At 60.3% G+C, this 14,372-nt stretch carries 12 protein-coding genes and 1 riboswitch; of the genes, 1 reads left to right on the top strand and 11 read right to left on the bottom strand.

The genetic code is table 11. The annotated features are described in order from the left end of the window. Positions 1-245: 245 nt before the first annotated feature. The 9 genes from DW171_RS05230 to DW171_RS05190 all read right to left on the bottom strand — a co-directional run bounded on the left by DW171_RS05230 (position 246) and on the right by DW171_RS05190 (position 9,623). A complete protein-coding gene (locus tag DW171_RS05230; RefSeq protein ID WP_118270637.1) occupies positions 246-1,529 on the bottom strand; it encodes an aminotransferase class III-fold pyridoxal phosphate-dependent enzyme in 1,284 nt (427 codons plus the stop codon). A 69-nt stretch (positions 1,530-1,598) separates the two neighbouring features. After that, positions 1,599-2,579, bottom strand: coding sequence for an acetylglutamate kinase (gene argB, locus DW171_RS05225; RefSeq protein ID WP_117637585.1), 981 nt, complete (start codon positions 2,577-2,579; stop codon positions 1,599-1,601). A gap of 81 nt (positions 2,580-2,660) precedes the next feature. Beyond that, entirely contained in the window at positions 2,661-3,929 is a 1,269-nt protein-coding gene (gene argJ / locus DW171_RS05220) for a bifunctional glutamate N-acetyltransferase/amino-acid acetyltransferase ArgJ (protein WP_199586858.1), read from the bottom strand. 135 nt (positions 3,930-4,064) lie between these two features. Beyond that, positions 4,065-5,135 carry an N-acetyl-gamma-glutamyl-phosphate reductase gene (gene argC / locus DW171_RS05215; RefSeq protein ID WP_117637583.1) on the bottom strand — a complete coding sequence of 357 codons (1,071 nt, stop codon included), beginning with the start codon at positions 5,133-5,135 and terminating at the stop codon, positions 4,065-4,067. Between the two features lie 257 nt (positions 5,136-5,392). After that, on the bottom strand, positions 5,393-5,803 hold the full coding sequence (locus tag DW171_RS05210; RefSeq protein ID WP_117637582.1) for a pyridoxamine 5'-phosphate oxidase family protein: 411 nt from the start codon (positions 5,801-5,803) through the stop codon (positions 5,393-5,395). Positions 5,804-5,854: 51 nt separating this feature from the next. Then, on the bottom strand, positions 5,855-6,301 hold the full coding sequence (locus DW171_RS05205; RefSeq protein WP_117637581.1) for a pyridoxamine 5'-phosphate oxidase family protein: 447 nt from the start codon (positions 6,299-6,301) through the stop codon (positions 5,855-5,857). A 30-nt stretch (positions 6,302-6,331) separates the two neighbouring features. Then, positions 6,332-7,132 carry an energy-coupling factor transporter transmembrane protein EcfT gene (locus tag DW171_RS05200; protein WP_117637580.1) on the bottom strand — a complete coding sequence of 267 codons (801 nt, stop codon included), beginning with the start codon at positions 7,130-7,132 and terminating at the stop codon, positions 6,332-6,334. Beyond that, positions 7,132-9,036, bottom strand: coding sequence for an energy-coupling factor transporter ATPase (locus tag DW171_RS05195; RefSeq protein WP_118270635.1), 1,905 nt, complete (start codon positions 9,034-9,036; stop codon positions 7,132-7,134). The genes DW171_RS05200 and DW171_RS05195 overlap by 1 nt, the downstream gene beginning before the upstream one ends. After that, positions 9,033-9,623, bottom strand: a complete 591-nt coding sequence (locus DW171_RS05190) for an ECF transporter S component (protein WP_117563816.1) — start codon at positions 9,621-9,623, stop codon at positions 9,033-9,035. The genes DW171_RS05195 and DW171_RS05190 overlap by 4 nt, the downstream gene beginning before the upstream one ends. A 5-nt stretch (positions 9,624-9,628) precedes the next feature. Continuing rightward, a riboswitch (FMN riboswitch) is annotated at positions 9,629-9,821 on the bottom strand. A gap of 192 nt (positions 9,822-10,013) precedes the next feature. On the opposite strand from DW171_RS05190, the gene DW171_RS05185 reads away from it, so the two are divergent. Further along, positions 10,014-11,951, top strand: a complete 1,938-nt coding sequence (locus DW171_RS05185; protein ID WP_118270634.1) for a hypothetical protein — start codon at positions 10,014-10,016, stop codon at positions 11,949-11,951. A gap of 202 nt (positions 11,952-12,153) precedes the next feature. Here DW171_RS05185 and groL read toward each other — a convergent pair whose 3' ends face one another. Both groL and groES read right to left on the bottom strand, forming a co-directional pair. Next, positions 12,154-13,791, bottom strand: coding sequence for a chaperonin GroEL (gene groL, locus DW171_RS05180; RefSeq protein ID WP_006234938.1), 1,638 nt, complete (start codon positions 13,789-13,791; stop codon positions 12,154-12,156). Between the two features lie 96 nt (positions 13,792-13,887). Then, positions 13,888-14,181, bottom strand: a complete 294-nt coding sequence (gene groES / locus DW171_RS05175) for a co-chaperone GroES (protein ID WP_022094351.1) — start codon at positions 14,179-14,181, stop codon at positions 13,888-13,890. Positions 14,182-14,372: the final 191 nt, after the last annotated feature.

Below are 14,372 nucleotides of genomic sequence, written 5' to 3'. Positions count from 1 at the left end.
GACGGACCTCGGGACGCTCTTACACCACGTCTGCGCGCGCCACCATTTCGACTTGCCATCTGGTCTTATTAGTCCAAAATTGCTGCGACCAAATCGGTAACAGTACTCATATTTAATGTTTTTTGACCAGCAGGTCTCCCTGCCTTAGCAAATCTAAGGCAAAACGGGCTCCAGACCGCTGAATCGTGCCGCATATGGCACGTCCGCAGTCCGGAACCCGGTCCAAATTAAGTTATTGCGCTGTGTTAGGCCAAAACGTCCGACAGGGTCTCGATCAGGCTGTCCACGTCGGCTTCTTCGCAGACAAGTGGCGGCAGGAAACGCAGCGTATGCGCACCTGTAGCGTTGGTCACGGCACCGGCGGTCAGCGCGCGGGCAACAACATCATGCGCGTCGCCCGCGGCATCATCCAAATCACAGCCGAGCATCAAGCCGCGGCCACGTACCTCGGTCACGTGCGGCAGCTTGGCGAGCTTTGCCTCCATATAGGCGCCTACCTTGGCAGCGTGGTCGGCATAATCGCCGCGCACGAGTGCGGAGAGCGTCGCGGCACACGCCGCGATGGCCAAGCAGCTACCGCCAAAGGTCGAGCCGTGGTCGCCCGGCTTAAACACGTCGGCAATCTCCTTCTTTGCCACGACGGCACCCATAGGCACGCCATCAGCAATGCCCTTGGCAAGGCTCATGATGTCGGGCTCCACACCATAGGTTTGGAATGCAAACGGCTTGCCGGAGCGGAAGATGCCGCACTGGACCTCGTCGGCGATAAGCACGGCGCCCACTTCGTGTGCCAGGTCGCGCGCTGCCGCCATAAACTCCTCGGTCATGGGGTGCACACCGCTCTCGCCCTGAATCGGCTCGAGCATCACGGCACAAATTTCGCTCCCCAGCTGCTTAAAGATCGCACGCAGTTCATCGATATCGTTGGGCGTGCAGGCCACAAAGCCACCCGGCAGCGGGCGGAAGCTGTCCTGCAGCCAATCCTGCATGGTGGCGGCAATGGTCTCGAGCGTACGGCCGTGGAAGCCGCCGCGCATGCACACGATGGTGTTGCCGCCATTACCGGCACGCTTGGCGTACAGGCGCGCGAGCTTCATCGAGCCCTCGTTGGCCTCGGCGCCAGAGTTGGCAAAGAAGGTCTCCCAAACCTGCTCATCCGTAGCCGGGGCACCAAGAGCAGCTGCCGTGGTCTCATCGCCGGCGACAATGGCATCGGCAAGCACACGCGCACCATCTACGTCGTCGTTAGCGAGCTTGGACAGCAGCGCCGCGACCTGTCCGCGCTGCTCGATGTAGAAGTAATTGGAGACATGCATGAGCTTTTTGGTCTGTGCCTCGAGCGCCGAGAGCACAGCCGGGTCGCCATGACCTAGGCTGCACACGCCGATGCCGGCAAGAAAGTCGAGGTACTCACGGCCATCGTCGCCGGTGAGCTTCATGCCGTGACCCTCGACAAACTCGACCGGAGAGCGGCCAAAGGTATGCATAACGTAATTGGATTCAAGCGATTGCTGAGCTGCAAGTGACATGGGATGCCTTTCGTTGAGCGCCGAACGGCGCAGGCCTATGGGTGCAGGAATGGGGCGGCTGCGGGTCAGCTAGACCGTCTGAAGCTTCTCGACCTCGTCGAGGTTCTCGGTCAGACGCGCAGCAAACGTCGAAAGCGGATGCGGATGCGTATCGAACTCGTAGGCCGTCTCGGTGGAATGGATCACGGTGCCGACGCCGGCATCGGTCAGCAGCTCCAGCAGCAGCGAATGCGGCGTGGTGCCGTTGATGATGTGGGCACGAAATACGCCGCCGGCAAGCGCATCGACGGCCGCGCGCAGCTTGGGAATCATGCCCTTATCGACCTCGCCGCCGTAGAGCATCTCATTGACCTCGTCGAGCGTCAGGTTGGAGATAAGCGAATCCTTGTCGCCAAAGTCCTTGTACAGACCGTCGACATCGGTCAAGAAAATCGCTTTGTGCGCATGGAGCGCCGCCGCAACGGCACCGGCGGCGGTATCGGCGTTGATGTTGAAGAAACCGCCGTCCTCCCCCGCCGCGACGGTAGCGATGACGGGGATGTACTCGCTATCGAGTAAGCGCTCGATATAGTCGGTGTTAACGTGTGTCACTTTGCCCACTCGACCGAGCTCGGGGTCGAGAGGCTCGGCGATGAGCGTGCCGGCATCGCTGCCCGACACGCCCACGGCCAGGTTGCCGTGGTGGTTGATGGCAGCAACCAGCTCCTGGTTGACCTTGCCGCCCAGTACCTCGCGCACGATATCCATGGTCGCCGGCGTGGTCACGCGCTGGCCGTTCTTAAACTCGACGGGAATATCGTAATGGCTCAGCGCCTCGTTGATAGCCTTGCCGCCACCATGCACGATGACGGGACGCATACCGATGATCTTGAGCAGGACGATGTCGCTCATCACGTCGCGGCGCAGCTGCTCGTCGACCATGGCGGCTCCGCCATATTTGATAACAACCGTCTTGCCGGTCAGGTTCTTAATCCACGGCAGCGCTTCGAACAGCAGCTGCGCGGTTGCTTCGTTGGATTCGCTCGATCGACAATCGCGTGCGAATTTCATAATCTGCCTCGTCTTTCGTATCGTTATCGCGCCGTGCTCCGCTGTCCGCAATCGCGGCAAGATGCGCAGCGTGCCTGGAATCTAGGAACGGTAGTCGCCGTTGATGGAGATGTACTCATGCGTGAGGTCGCAGGTCCACACGGTCGTTGCCGCGTCGCCTGCGCCCAGGTCGGCCGAGATCACGATCTCGGGCGCCTCAAAACGTCGTAGAGCCTCGTCCTCGTCAAAGGGAACAGTCAGACCGTCGCGACAGACAGGCATGCCCATCATGTCGATGGAAACGTCTTCCTGATTAAACTTCACGCCGCACTTACCGAGCGCCATGGCAACGCGGCCCCAATTGCAGTCATGGCCGGCGATGCAGGTCTTAACGAGCGGCGAGTTGGCAACGGCGCGGGCGGCGATATCGGCCTCCTCGTCGTTCACGGCGCCGGTAACGTTGACCGTAACAAGCTTGGATGCGCCCTCACCATCGGCGGCGATATTGCGCGCCAGGCTCTCGCACACCTCGTGCACGGCAAATGCCAACTCGTCAAAGGCATCGGAGCCCTCGACGATAGGCTCGGCATCTGCGGCAGCGGCGCCGGAGGCAAGCATGATGCAGGTGTCGTTGGTCGAGGTGTCGGAATCGACCGTTACCTTGTTAAAGGTCTGCTTGACGGTCGAGAGCAGCAGGGCATGAAGTGCCGCAGGCTCGACGGGGGCATCGGTGGTGATAACTGCGATCATGGTGGCCATATTGGGCATGATCATGCCCGAGCCCTTGCACATTCCGCCTACCGTATAGACATTGCCCGCATGACCCGCAGCCTCACTGACGTAGGATACGGCGTACTCCTTGGAGTGCGTGTCGGTCGTCATGATGGCGCGAGCGGCATCGGCGCCACCGTGGGCGGAGAGCGCCTCGTAGGCAGCAGGAATGGCGGTCTCAAACGTGTCGATCGGCAGAATCTGGCCAATCACACCCGTGGAGGCAACCAGAATCTGCTGGGGCTCGCAGCCGATGACCTGCGATGCGATGCTGCACGTCTCGCGCGCGCAGGCAAGGCCGGTCTCACCCGTGGCGGCGTTGGCATTGCCAGAGTTGACCGAAACACCGGCGATGATACCGTAGCCCTTGTCGGCACCGCCCAGGTTGGCACGGCTCACCTGCACGGGCGCCGCGCAAAAGCGATTGGCGGTAAACACGCCGGCACCGGGACAGGGTTTATCGGGCACGACGAGCGAGTAATCCAGACGCTCGGGGTTCTTGCGGAACCCAGCGTGGATGCCTGCAGCTTTAAAACCAGCCGCAGCCGTAACGCCACCCTCGACGGCGCGAATCTTGATATCAAACAGCTCGGTATCCATCGTCTTTATGACTCCTTATGTCAAACAAAAAAACGGACATCGGTTGGTGCGCCATGCCAGTCGTGATCATGAAACCAGCTTAAGAGTGGCGCCCCACTCGATGCCCGACTACCAAATCGTTAACAATCGAATGTGCTACACCGGGCACGCCACTGTGGGCAAGCCTCGTCGCTCGTCAAAGCCAAAGACGATATTGGCGCACTGGACTGCTTGGCCCGCAGCGCCCTTGCACAGATTGTCGATGGCGCCCGTCGCCACCAGCACGCCCGCGCGCTTGTTGAGCGCGAGGCCAATCTGGGCAGCGTTGGTGCCGACGACCGAAGCCGTCTTGGGCTGCTGGCCGGCATCGAGCACGCGCACAAAGGTGCGACCGGCGTAGAACTGCTTGTAATGGTCGACAACGTCCTCAAGGGTCAAGGTATCGATAGCCTGCGGCGCGAGCGGCAGCGTCACCGTGGAGAGCAGACCGCGCTTGAGCGGTGCCAGGTGCGGGGTAAAGACGACGCGATCGGTCAGGCCAAGGATTTGCTCAATCTCGGGCGTGTGGCGATGCTTGCCCACGCCGTAGGCCTCCAAGTTCTCGTCGGCGCTGCAAAAATGGGTGCGGGCGTTGCAGGACTTACCGGCGCCCGTCACGCCGCTAATGGCATCGACAATCACGGGACCGTTCTCGGCCACCCAGCCCGCGCGCACGGCGGGCGCGGCGGCAAGGCTCGTTGCGGTGGGATAGCAACCGGCGCAGGCGACCAGCACGGGTTTGCCGTCGGCATGGTCGGATGCGGCGGTCTCCAAGTCCTGGCAGAACAGCTCGGGCAGACCGAAGGCACGGGTCTTGAGCAGCTCGGGGCTCGTATGCTCGGCGGCATACCAAGCCTCAAAAACGGACGCGTCGTTCAGACGGTAGTCGGCCGAAAGATCAAAGCAGGAGACGCCCGATGCAAGCAGCGCGGGCACCTGTGCCATGGCAGCCGTGTGCGGCACGGCCAAAAAGACCGCGTCGCAGTTCTTGAGCTCAGGGGCATCATGCGTCGTAAAGACAAGATCGCTTACGCCGGTGAAGCTCGGGTGCACCGCAGACAACGGCTGGCCGGCATCGGCGTTGGACGTAATGGCAGCAAGTTCAAACTCGGGATGACCGAGGACGAGGCGAATGAGCTCGGCTCCGGCATATCCAGCCGCGCCGACGATTCCAACCTTCAAAGACATATCAGACTCCTTGTCTGCGATTTATGCACCGATGCGCATTTCGCAGCGGTCGTTATGAAGTGGGTTGAAACTTTAGCACCAAAAGATGCATTAATACGTAAATGGCTTGCATATTCATGCATTGAAACATTCCCGACACATTCGCTTGAAGGAATTGACAAATGGAGCGGGCCCCGTATTGACCGGCGCTCCTAACGGCGCCGAGCAATACGGGGCCCGCCCATGCGAAAACCAAGTTGTTAGGATGAGCCAGCTGGCTAGAGCTCGACCGGCACCCATTCGTCGTGATTGCAGATAAAAGCCTCGGGATCCTCGACGCTAAAGAAGACGAGCGTGGGGTCGTTAGGCCCCTCATAGTGCTCGCCCAGGCGCTCTAGATGCTTCCACCCAGCTTCGCGCATTTCGCCTAAAGCCCGGTCATCCAAGCCGGCACGCCCGCGCAAGATGAGCCAGCCATGGCCCGGCCACCAACTCGTGGCCTCAAAGCGCTGGTTTTGCAGCAGCTCTTGCCACACATCTTTGGTGCGCGCTGTTACAAACCACAGCTTGCCGTCCTGGATCTGCGCAAACGAAAACGGACGCACATGAGGCTGTCCGTCAACGCTCGTCGCCAAATACCATGCCGGCACCGACGTCAGATACTCCAACACCGTATTCAATCCGTCCATGTGTCCTCCTGGCGCTAGCTAATTCGAAACGGGTAGTTAATTTGAGACGCGCTAGAGCTCCAGGCGCTCCTCGCTGCCGTCGATATCACAGAAGCGCGCGGCAATGTTGCGGACCGAAAAGAAAGCAAGGCGGCCGTCGTTGGCACTCTCGTGTTCCTCGCCGATGCCCACCATGTGCTTAAAACCCGCTTGACGCACCTTGTCGCTCGCAACTGCGTCGTCCTCAAGTGCGGCTTCGCCGGTCAATACGATCCAGCATTCCCCCGGCTTCCAGCCCGAGAGCTCAAACTTGGGATTCGCACTCAGCTCCGCCCACACATCCTTGTCGCGCGACGTGCAAAACCACAGCTTACCTTCATCGACCATGGCAAACGAAAACGGCCTCACGCGAGGCTGATGCCCGTCGGCCACATCGGTCGTGGCCAGATACCACGCCGGAATGCGCCTGAGATACGAGCAGGCGCGCTCAAGCTGAGCTGTGCGGTCGTTGTCGGTCATAGGGACCCCTTTCTTGCGCTCGAATCGCGCCTAAACAAGTTGAAGGTTGACGACGATGACACACGCAAACAGCAGCATCGTCACCACCGCAGCCAGCGCATCCCCGCGGCGAAATGCAAGCGCATGCAGACGCGTGCGGCCCTGCTCGCCGTGATAGCAGCGTGCATCCATGGCGGCAGACAGCGTCTCGGCATGACGGAACACGCCCGTGAACAGTGGGATCGCCACACTGCCGAGCATACGCACGCCGCCGAGCGGGCCACCCGTTACGCGTGCACCGCGGCTTGCCTGCGCGTCCGCCGTCTGCTTCATCTCGGTGGCAAACTGCGGCATAAAGCGCAACGCGATGCCCATGATCATGCCGAGCTCATGCGCCGGAAGCCCCACGCGCGCAAACGGTGCGAGCAGACGCTCAAAGCCCGCGGTGAGGTCGAGCGTCGGTGTGGTGAGCGTAATAGCGCTCATACCGGCCATCATCAAGGTCAGACGGCAGGTCATAAAAGCGGCGGAATGCAGCGAGCCCTCGCTTATCCGCAGAAAGCCGAGCTGCCACAGGATGCGCCCACTCTGATCGGTAAACAAGTTGAGCACCGCGACCACGACGACGATTGCCAGCAGCGGCGCCATCGACGACAGAACGCGACGAACCGGCACCCGAGACACGGTATAGATCAGAACAACGAAGATTGCGACCGGGACCAGTCCGCGGAAGCTGCCAACCGTGAGCGTCGTGATCAGAAACACAAAGCCCAAGAGCAACTTAGTTCGCGGGTCCAGGCGGTGGATTGCACTATCGCCGGGATAGTAGCTGCCAAACGAAAACGCCTCCATTAGCAGCCCTCCTCTCGCGCGACCGTCTTGGATTTAGCAATGTCCGCGACGTTAGAAGGACCGTCTGAGCGACCGATCAGCAAATCTGCCAGCTCATCGGCCAGCGACTCAACCGTATAGAGCCCGCCGCAACGCAGCGGCACGCCCGCTTCCGCGAGCGCCAACGCCATGCGCTGGGCGGCGGGAACGCCCAAGCCGATCGACTTGAGCTCATCGGCATGTGCAAACACCTGCGCGGGGGTTCCCTCGGCAAACACCGCGCCTTCGTTCATCACGACGATGCGGTCGCAGCAGTTGGCCAGGTCATCCATACTATGCGAAACCATGACAACGGTCAGGCCATCGCGGTGAAGTCGATCGATAAGCTCAAGGAAATCCCTGCGCGCAGCCGGATCGAGCCCCGCCATGGGTTCATCGAGCACCAGGACTTCGGGCTCCATGGCGAGCACACCGGCGAATGCCACGCGCCGTTGCTGACCGCCCGAAAGCTCAAAGGGACTCTTGTCGCCGACCGTGGAAAGGTCGAGGCCCACGCGCGAGAGCGACGACTCGACGCGACGGTCGACTTCATCTTGCGGCAAGCCAAGGTTGTGCGGGCCAAACGCCACGTCCTGCGTCACGGTTTCGGCAAACAGCTGACGCTCGGGATATTGAAACACCACGCCGACCTTGGCCTTAACCGCGGCGGCGTCTTTCTTGTTTGACAGATCGAGCCCCAGCGCGCGAACGAATCCCTCCTGGGGGCGAATCAAACCGTTGAGATGCTGGACCAGCGTCGACTTACCCGAACCGGTATGACCTGCCAAGCCCAGGAACTCGCCGCGACACACCGTCAGCGATACATCGCGCAGCGCCCACGGGCTGCTGGGGTCGTTTCCCCAGAGAGCCTGTTTGCCCGATTTGCCCGCAACGGCCGAGCGCTTATGCCAGCGGCGGCGCTCGCGGGCGCTCAGCGAGTAACTATGCGAGAGGTGCGAAATCTCGATGACGGGCTCCGACGCGGCTGTCCCGTCGGTTGCAGAGGAGGCGTTGTCGAGCACACGAGAATCGGATGCAGAAGGCCGCCCTGCGGTGTCTTCCCCACTCCGGTCGGCATATGTCTGCGCAATCTCGGCGACCATATCCACCTCGCGCACCTGCGCATGAACGGGCACGCCCTTCGCACGAAGCGCCGTGCCCAAGCAGCACGACGCCGGCATATCCAAGTTGAACTGCGCAAGTTCGTCCGCCCGTGTCAAGATTTCCTCGGGCGTACCGAGCATGGCAACGCGCCCCGCCCGAAACACCGCGACACGATCGGCCTCGGCGGCCTCTTCCATAAAGTGCGTAATCATCACGATGGTCATGCCACGATCATGCAACGCGCGGCAAGCCTTCATGAGGCCCTTGCGTCCACGCGGATCGAGCATCGAGGAAGCCTCATCCAAGATGAGCACGCGCGGTTCCATGGCAAGCACGCCAGCAAGCGCCACGCGTTGCTTTTGGCCACCCGAGAGCGCATGGGTCTCGTGGCGCTCAAAGCCCACCAGGCCCACGCCCTTCAGCGCCTCGCGTACGTGCTGCGCAATTTGCGCCGATGGCACGCCAAGGTTTTCGGGACCGAACGCAACGTCATCTTCGACAAGCGTTGCCACCAGCTGGTCGTCGGGATTCTGGAATACCATGCCCGCGGTCGAACGAATGTCGTAGACCAGCTCGGGGTCGGACGCATCCATGCCGTTGATGCGTACCGTGCCCGCATCGGGCTGCAACAGCGCATTCAGATGCTTGGCAAACGTCGACTTGCCCGACCCATTGCCACCGAGGATGCAGAAAAACTCCCCGTCCTCGATGTTCAGATCGACACCGTCGAGTGCCGACACGGCACCGTCATAGCTAAAGGAAACGCCCCGACACTCAATCATGCGCGGCCTTTGACCTGGTCCTTTTTAGGCGTGATGAGGTTGGAGACCGCCTTGTACACTGCAAGCGTCAATACCGAGTTAAGCACGGTCTTGATAAGGTTGAACGGCAGCACGGCAGGAATCATGAGCGGGGCGATCACATCGACCGAGCCATACCAGAACCATACGCCAATGGTAAGGTTAGCGACCATAGACAGCGCCGTAGCGGCAATGACACCGAACACTAGGCCAATCACGGCACCCTTATAGGTATGCATCTTCTGGTACACGATAGCCGCGGGCAGAATGTAGCCCAGCGTAGCCACCAGGTTCATAAGTGCGCCGACCCAATCGCCCGTGGTAAGCGCATGGATAACAATCGCCATAGCGGCAACAGCAGTACCGGCGCCAGGACCATACGCAAAACCGCACACCATCGCCGGCACCAGCGACGGGTCATACGTCAAAAACGGCGCCGAAGGAAGGATAGGCAGCTGCACGTACATAAACAGGGCGCCCAAGGCACACATCAGCGCCATGGTAACGAGCTGTTTGGTGCTCCACCTATTCGTGTTCTCAAAATGGATATGCTGCGACTGTTCAGACATAAGATCACCTGCCTCTTTCATCCGGACTCTAACCGTTGGTACTGGGATCTCACCAGTTCAGCCGGTATGCGAACCAACACACGCTCGGGTCGCGGACTCATCGGCTCGGTCGCAGACGCCTCGCCTGCTCCGCGGCACCCCTTTGGCACCGCCCGATTTACCGCCAGTAGGGAATTCCACCCCGCCCTGAAACAGCACTTGCAAGTGTAGCACGAGCAATCGTTCGCGCAAGTATGCCAAGGGTAATCTATGGCGGGGGAAACGGAAGCGGGATGAAGATGCAGTATCCCATTTTCCGCAATCATCAATCCACCGACGTACCCAATGCTCCGCACCGCGCAGTAGTATGAAGGAGGTCACTGCGCAACCCGCGTATGTCAGGAGAACAAATTGGCAGCAAAACTTGATCTCGGGAAGGCTCTATCCCAAGCCGCCCAAGCCGCCGGTGAGATGGCAAAAGACGCATCGGCGGCCATCGAGTCCGCCGCCAAAGGCGCCACGAATGCAGCTGAAGGCGCGGGAAACGTTATCGTCGACACGGCCACCTCGGCATCCGAGGCCATCGGCAGCGCCATGTGCTCGGTTGCGGAAGGCATGTCGAGTGCCGGCGAGCAAATTGCGTCGTCCGATGCAGGCAAAACGATTACGGGGGCCGCGAACACGGTAGGCGGAATTGCCATCGGTGCCGCCGTAAATCTGGCCCAAGGAGCATCGTCCCTTGCGTCCGACGCGGCGTCGACCGTGGAGGGCGGGATCAATGCCATCAAGGAGCACTCATTCTCCGCGCGGCTCCGCAGGGCACGCATCAAAGGTTTCCGTGACGGAATCAAGCAGGGCGCCTACCTTGCGGGAGAGAAGCGACACAATTTCATCTACGCATATGTGGCAACGCTCTGCTTCCTGATGCGCTGCGACGGTGACTTCTCCCAAGAGGAGCAGAAGTGGCTCGAGGATGGTCTCGATTACCTCAAGCTGGACGGCGGCCTCCCAAATAACGTCAAGACGAAGGTGCAGGTTATCGCGGATGACGAGGGTTTGTCCTTCGACCAAGTCAAGGACTGTTTGGACAACGTTAGCATCGTGTCGCTGGACTCCATAGCCGAGCAGTTGCAAGTCGCCGCGGCGGCAGACGGTCAGGTAACAGAAGAAGAGGAGCATGCCTGCAGGCTCTTTGCCGACTATATGGCGGCGAGGGTGGCATGCATGGCCGTTGACGAGAGCCGGGCCGAGCAGGCAGTCGAAAAGTCCGTCCGCGAGTATGGCGAGAACCTTCAGCACATCGACCGGGAGTTCAAGGAGCGGACACGACTGCAGGATGCCGACGCGGCCTTCGTCGTAGCCGCAACCATGCTCCAAGTCGCCCGCATTCTTATCATCAACTCACTGACGGAGGTCGAGTGTGCCGGAGCGGGCAACGTAAAAGAACATGCTCTGCACGACTTCCAAAGTCGTGTCTTCTCTGGTTTCGATGACAGGATGCCACGGGAATCGAACCATCTGTTCGCCTCAAAACATCATATTCTTAATTCACGTGGAGTGCCCTACGACGTGACACGCTACGAGACAGAAAACGTCGGACTCTTCAAGGGCGCAAACCACCGGTTCGCGACCCTCGGCCACGACCCAGTGCTCGGTCTCGTGTTCGGAACATCTAACATCATGACCAACAGCATCACCTGCGTTAAAGACACCAATGTTTTTGGTATTGGTGCACGAATTCCCGCAACCTACTCGGTCTCCTATGACGCCTTTGGGAAAAATCCGCAGATTGGGGCGCCCGCTGGGACTGTAGAGATGCTGGTTGCGGCGGGAAGACGCGTCGTGAGCGAGCCAGATGCCGCCGCGGCTGCTCTAATCAAGCAGCTGATCCACATCGGCACAGACCTGTACACGCCGTGTGGGATACAGATTCCATTCGCCAATCTCATCCTCGACAAAACACATACCGAGGCGCTTACCAAATACGTCAGCACCGGCGATGTGCTGAAGGTCGGCGCGCAGGCAGGCATGGCCGCTCTTATCAACTGGTTGATAGCGGCACTTCACGGGTGCTCGTTGATATTCAAGGACGACGGTTCAGATTACTGCACCAAGATGTTCCAAGCACGTACCAAGAAAATCATCCTCCTGTCCGATACCATCGCAACTTCAAGCAGCGTCATACGGGCGTTAATCAAAGAGAATCCCAAGTGCCTCGACCTCGGAGGCGCAGCGATACTCATCTACCGACTATTCTCGGACGTGCGTTTCATTGCCAAGCTCAAAGAAGAGTACGTGCAATCGGAGCTCAATAAAATATACGACGAGCGAGCAAGAGGGCTGCTCTGATTCCTCGGCGTCTTTCCTCTTACATCACCATTCAAACAAAGCGGAAAGCGCCTCATTAAATAAAGACATCAACACAAAAAGGACCCCTTGTCCGCGGCTCCAAAGGAGCAGGACAAGGGGTCCCAATTTAACCGAGGACGTTCCGGAGAGAAACCCCGTCACGCCCCCGGATTCCCGGTGGGAGTTCTAGACCTTGTCGGCCTTAGTACATACCGCCGCCCTGCTGACCAGCGGTGGCAGCAGCGATAGCGTCCTCAAGCTGAGTGTTCTTGGGCACATCGGAGACGGTGGCCTCGGTGATGAGGATCAGGCTGGCGACAGAAGCAGCGTTCTGCAGGGTGACGCGGCTGACCTTGACGGGGTCGAGGACGCCCATCTCGATCATGTCGCCCCACTCGCCGTTGGCAGAGTTGAGACCCTGGCCGGCGGGCAGCTCGGCAACCTTGTCGACCACGACAGCGCCCTCAAAGCCAGCGTTCTTGGCGATGGTGGCGACCGGAGCGGTCAGAGCCTTCTTGACGATGTCGACGCCAATCTTCTCCTCGGGGTCATCGATCTCGACAGCATCGAGCGCAGGAGCAGCATCCATGAAGGCGACGCCGCCGCCGGCGACGATGCCCTCCTCGACAGCAGCGCGGGTTGCCTGCAGGGCGTCCTCGACGCGGTGCTTGATCTCCTTGAGCTCGGACTCGGTAGCAGCGCCGACCTTGATGACGGCAACGCCACCGGAGAGCTTGGCCAGGCGCTCCTGGAGCTTCTCACGGTCGAAGTCAGAGGTGGTGTTCTCCATCTCACCCTTGATCTGAGCGATACGAGCGTCGATGGCCTCCTTGGAGCCAGCGCCGCCGACGACGACGGTATTGTCCTTGGAGATGGTGACGGACTTAGCGGTACCGAGCATATCGGCGGTGATGTCAGCGACCTTCACGCCCAGCTCGTCCAGGGCAGCCTGGCCGCCGGTGAGGACGGCGATGTCCTCGAGGATGCGCTTGCGGCGATCGCCGTAGCCCGGAGCCTTGACGGCGCAGACGTTGAGGGCGCCACGGATCTTGTTGAGAACCAGGGTAGGCAGAGCCTCGCCGTCGATGTCCTCAGCGATGATGAGCAGGCCACGGCCAGCGCGCTGGACAGCCTCGAGAACGGGCATAATGTCCTGAACGCTGGAGATCTTCTGGTCGGTGATGAGGATGTACGGATCCTTCATCACGGCCTCCATGCGGTCGTTATCCGTGACGAAGTAAGCGGAGACATAGCCCTTGTCGAACTGCATGCCCTCGACGGTGTCGATGGTGATGTCGAACGTCTGGGAATCCTCGACGGTGATGACGCCGTCCTTGCCCACGACCTCCATGGCCTCGGCGATCTTCTCGCCGACCTCGGGGTCACCGGCGGAGATGGTACCGACGGAAGCGATCTGCTCCTTGGTCTCGACCGGCTTGGCCTGCTTCTTCATCTCGGCGACGGCGGCGTTGACGGCCTTGTCGATGCCGCGACGAATGGCCAGCGGGTTGGCGCCAGCGGCGACGTTGCGCAGGCCGTCGTTGACGATGGCCTGAGCGAGCAGGGTTGCGGTGGTGGTGCCGTCACCCACGGTGTCGTTGGTCTTGGTGGCGACCTCCTTCACCAGCTGAGCGCCCATGTTCTCGATGTTGTCCTCGAGCTCGATCTCCTTGGCGACGGAAACGCCGTCGTTGGTGATGGTCGGGGCACCGAACGTGCGCTGCAGCGCAACGTAGCGACCCTTGGGGCCCATGGTGACGGTAACGGCGTCGGCCAGAGTGTTGACGCCCTTGGCAAGCTTAGCGCGGGCATCGGTGTTGAACGTAATGTTCTTTGCCATGGTAGGTAATCCTCCAAAAGAAATGTGACTCGCGTCGCCGCTTCCGAGTCCTATGCGGCGGCCGCGTTCAAAGACGAATCAGAGATTCTGACGAGACTAGGCCTCGACGACAGCGTAGATGTCGTCGGCGCGCATCAGCAGATACTTCTCGCCGTCGACCTTGACCTCGTTGCCACCGAACTTACCGTAGATGACAACGTCACCGACCTTGACGTCCATGGGGATGCGCTCACCCTTGTCGTTGACCTTGCCGGCGCCAACGGCAACGATGGTGCCGCGCTGCGGCTTCTCCTGGGCGTTGCTGGCGATATACAGACCAGAAGCGGTCTTCTGCTCGGCCTCGTCGGGCTTGACCAGAACACGATCTGCAAGCGGCTTCAAAGACGACATGCTTGTCTCCTCCTTTTTGGGCCGCGCGGTTATACCACGCGAATTAACCCTTTTTGTTTGCGTACGCGTTGAATGGTACCCACGAATGGCGGGTTATACAACACAGAGTCAAAAAATCTTATTTTTTGGCACTTAGATTTTCTGAATGCCGGGGGATAACTTAGCGGTGGCTCCCGGGGCGGACCGGAGGG

The organism is Collinsella sp. AM15-2, from assembly GCF_003471985.1.
GTDB lineage: Bacteria > Actinomycetota > Coriobacteriia > Coriobacteriales > Coriobacteriaceae > Collinsella.
Note: the sequence above shows the minus strand (reverse complement) of the source record. Positions and strands in the feature narration are given on the sequence as shown.

Bases quoted from the DNA above. Each gene is read 5' to 3' on its own strand.
- groL (WP_006234938.1), bottom strand. From the start codon at position 13,791: ATGGCAAAGAACATTACGTTCAACACCGATGCCCGCGCTAAGCTTGCC.
- argC (WP_117637583.1), bottom strand. From the start codon at position 5,135: ATGTCTTTGAAGGTTGGAATCGTCGGCGCGGCTGGATATGCCGGAGCC.
- DW171_RS05195 (WP_118270635.1), bottom strand. From the start codon at position 9,036: ATGATTGAGTGTCGGGGCGTTTCCTTTAGCTATGACGGTGCCGTGTCG.
- DW171_RS05230 (WP_118270637.1), bottom strand. From the start codon at position 1,529: ATGTCACTTGCAGCTCAGCAATCGCTTGAATCCAATTACGTTATGCAT.
- DW171_RS05190 (WP_117563816.1), bottom strand. From the start codon at position 9,623: ATGTCTGAACAGTCGCAGCATATCCATTTTGAGAACACGAATAGGTGG.
- DW171_RS05200 (WP_117637580.1), bottom strand. From the start codon at position 7,132: ATGGAGGCGTTTTCGTTTGGCAGCTACTATCCCGGCGATAGTGCAATC.
- DW171_RS05210 (WP_117637582.1), bottom strand. From the start codon at position 5,803: ATGGACGGATTGAATACGGTGTTGGAGTATCTGACGTCGGTGCCGGCA.
- DW171_RS05205 (WP_117637581.1), bottom strand. From the start codon at position 6,301: ATGACCGACAACGACCGCACAGCTCAGCTTGAGCGCGCCTGCTCGTAT.
- groES (WP_022094351.1), bottom strand. From the start codon at position 14,181: ATGTCGTCTTTGAAGCCGCTTGCAGATCGTGTTCTGGTCAAGCCCGAC.
- argB (WP_117637585.1), bottom strand. From the start codon at position 2,579: ATGAAATTCGCACGCGATTGTCGATCGAGCGAATCCAACGAAGCAACC.
- argJ (WP_199586858.1), bottom strand. From the start codon at position 3,929: ATGGATACCGAGCTGTTTGATATCAAGATTCGCGCCGTCGAGGGTGGC.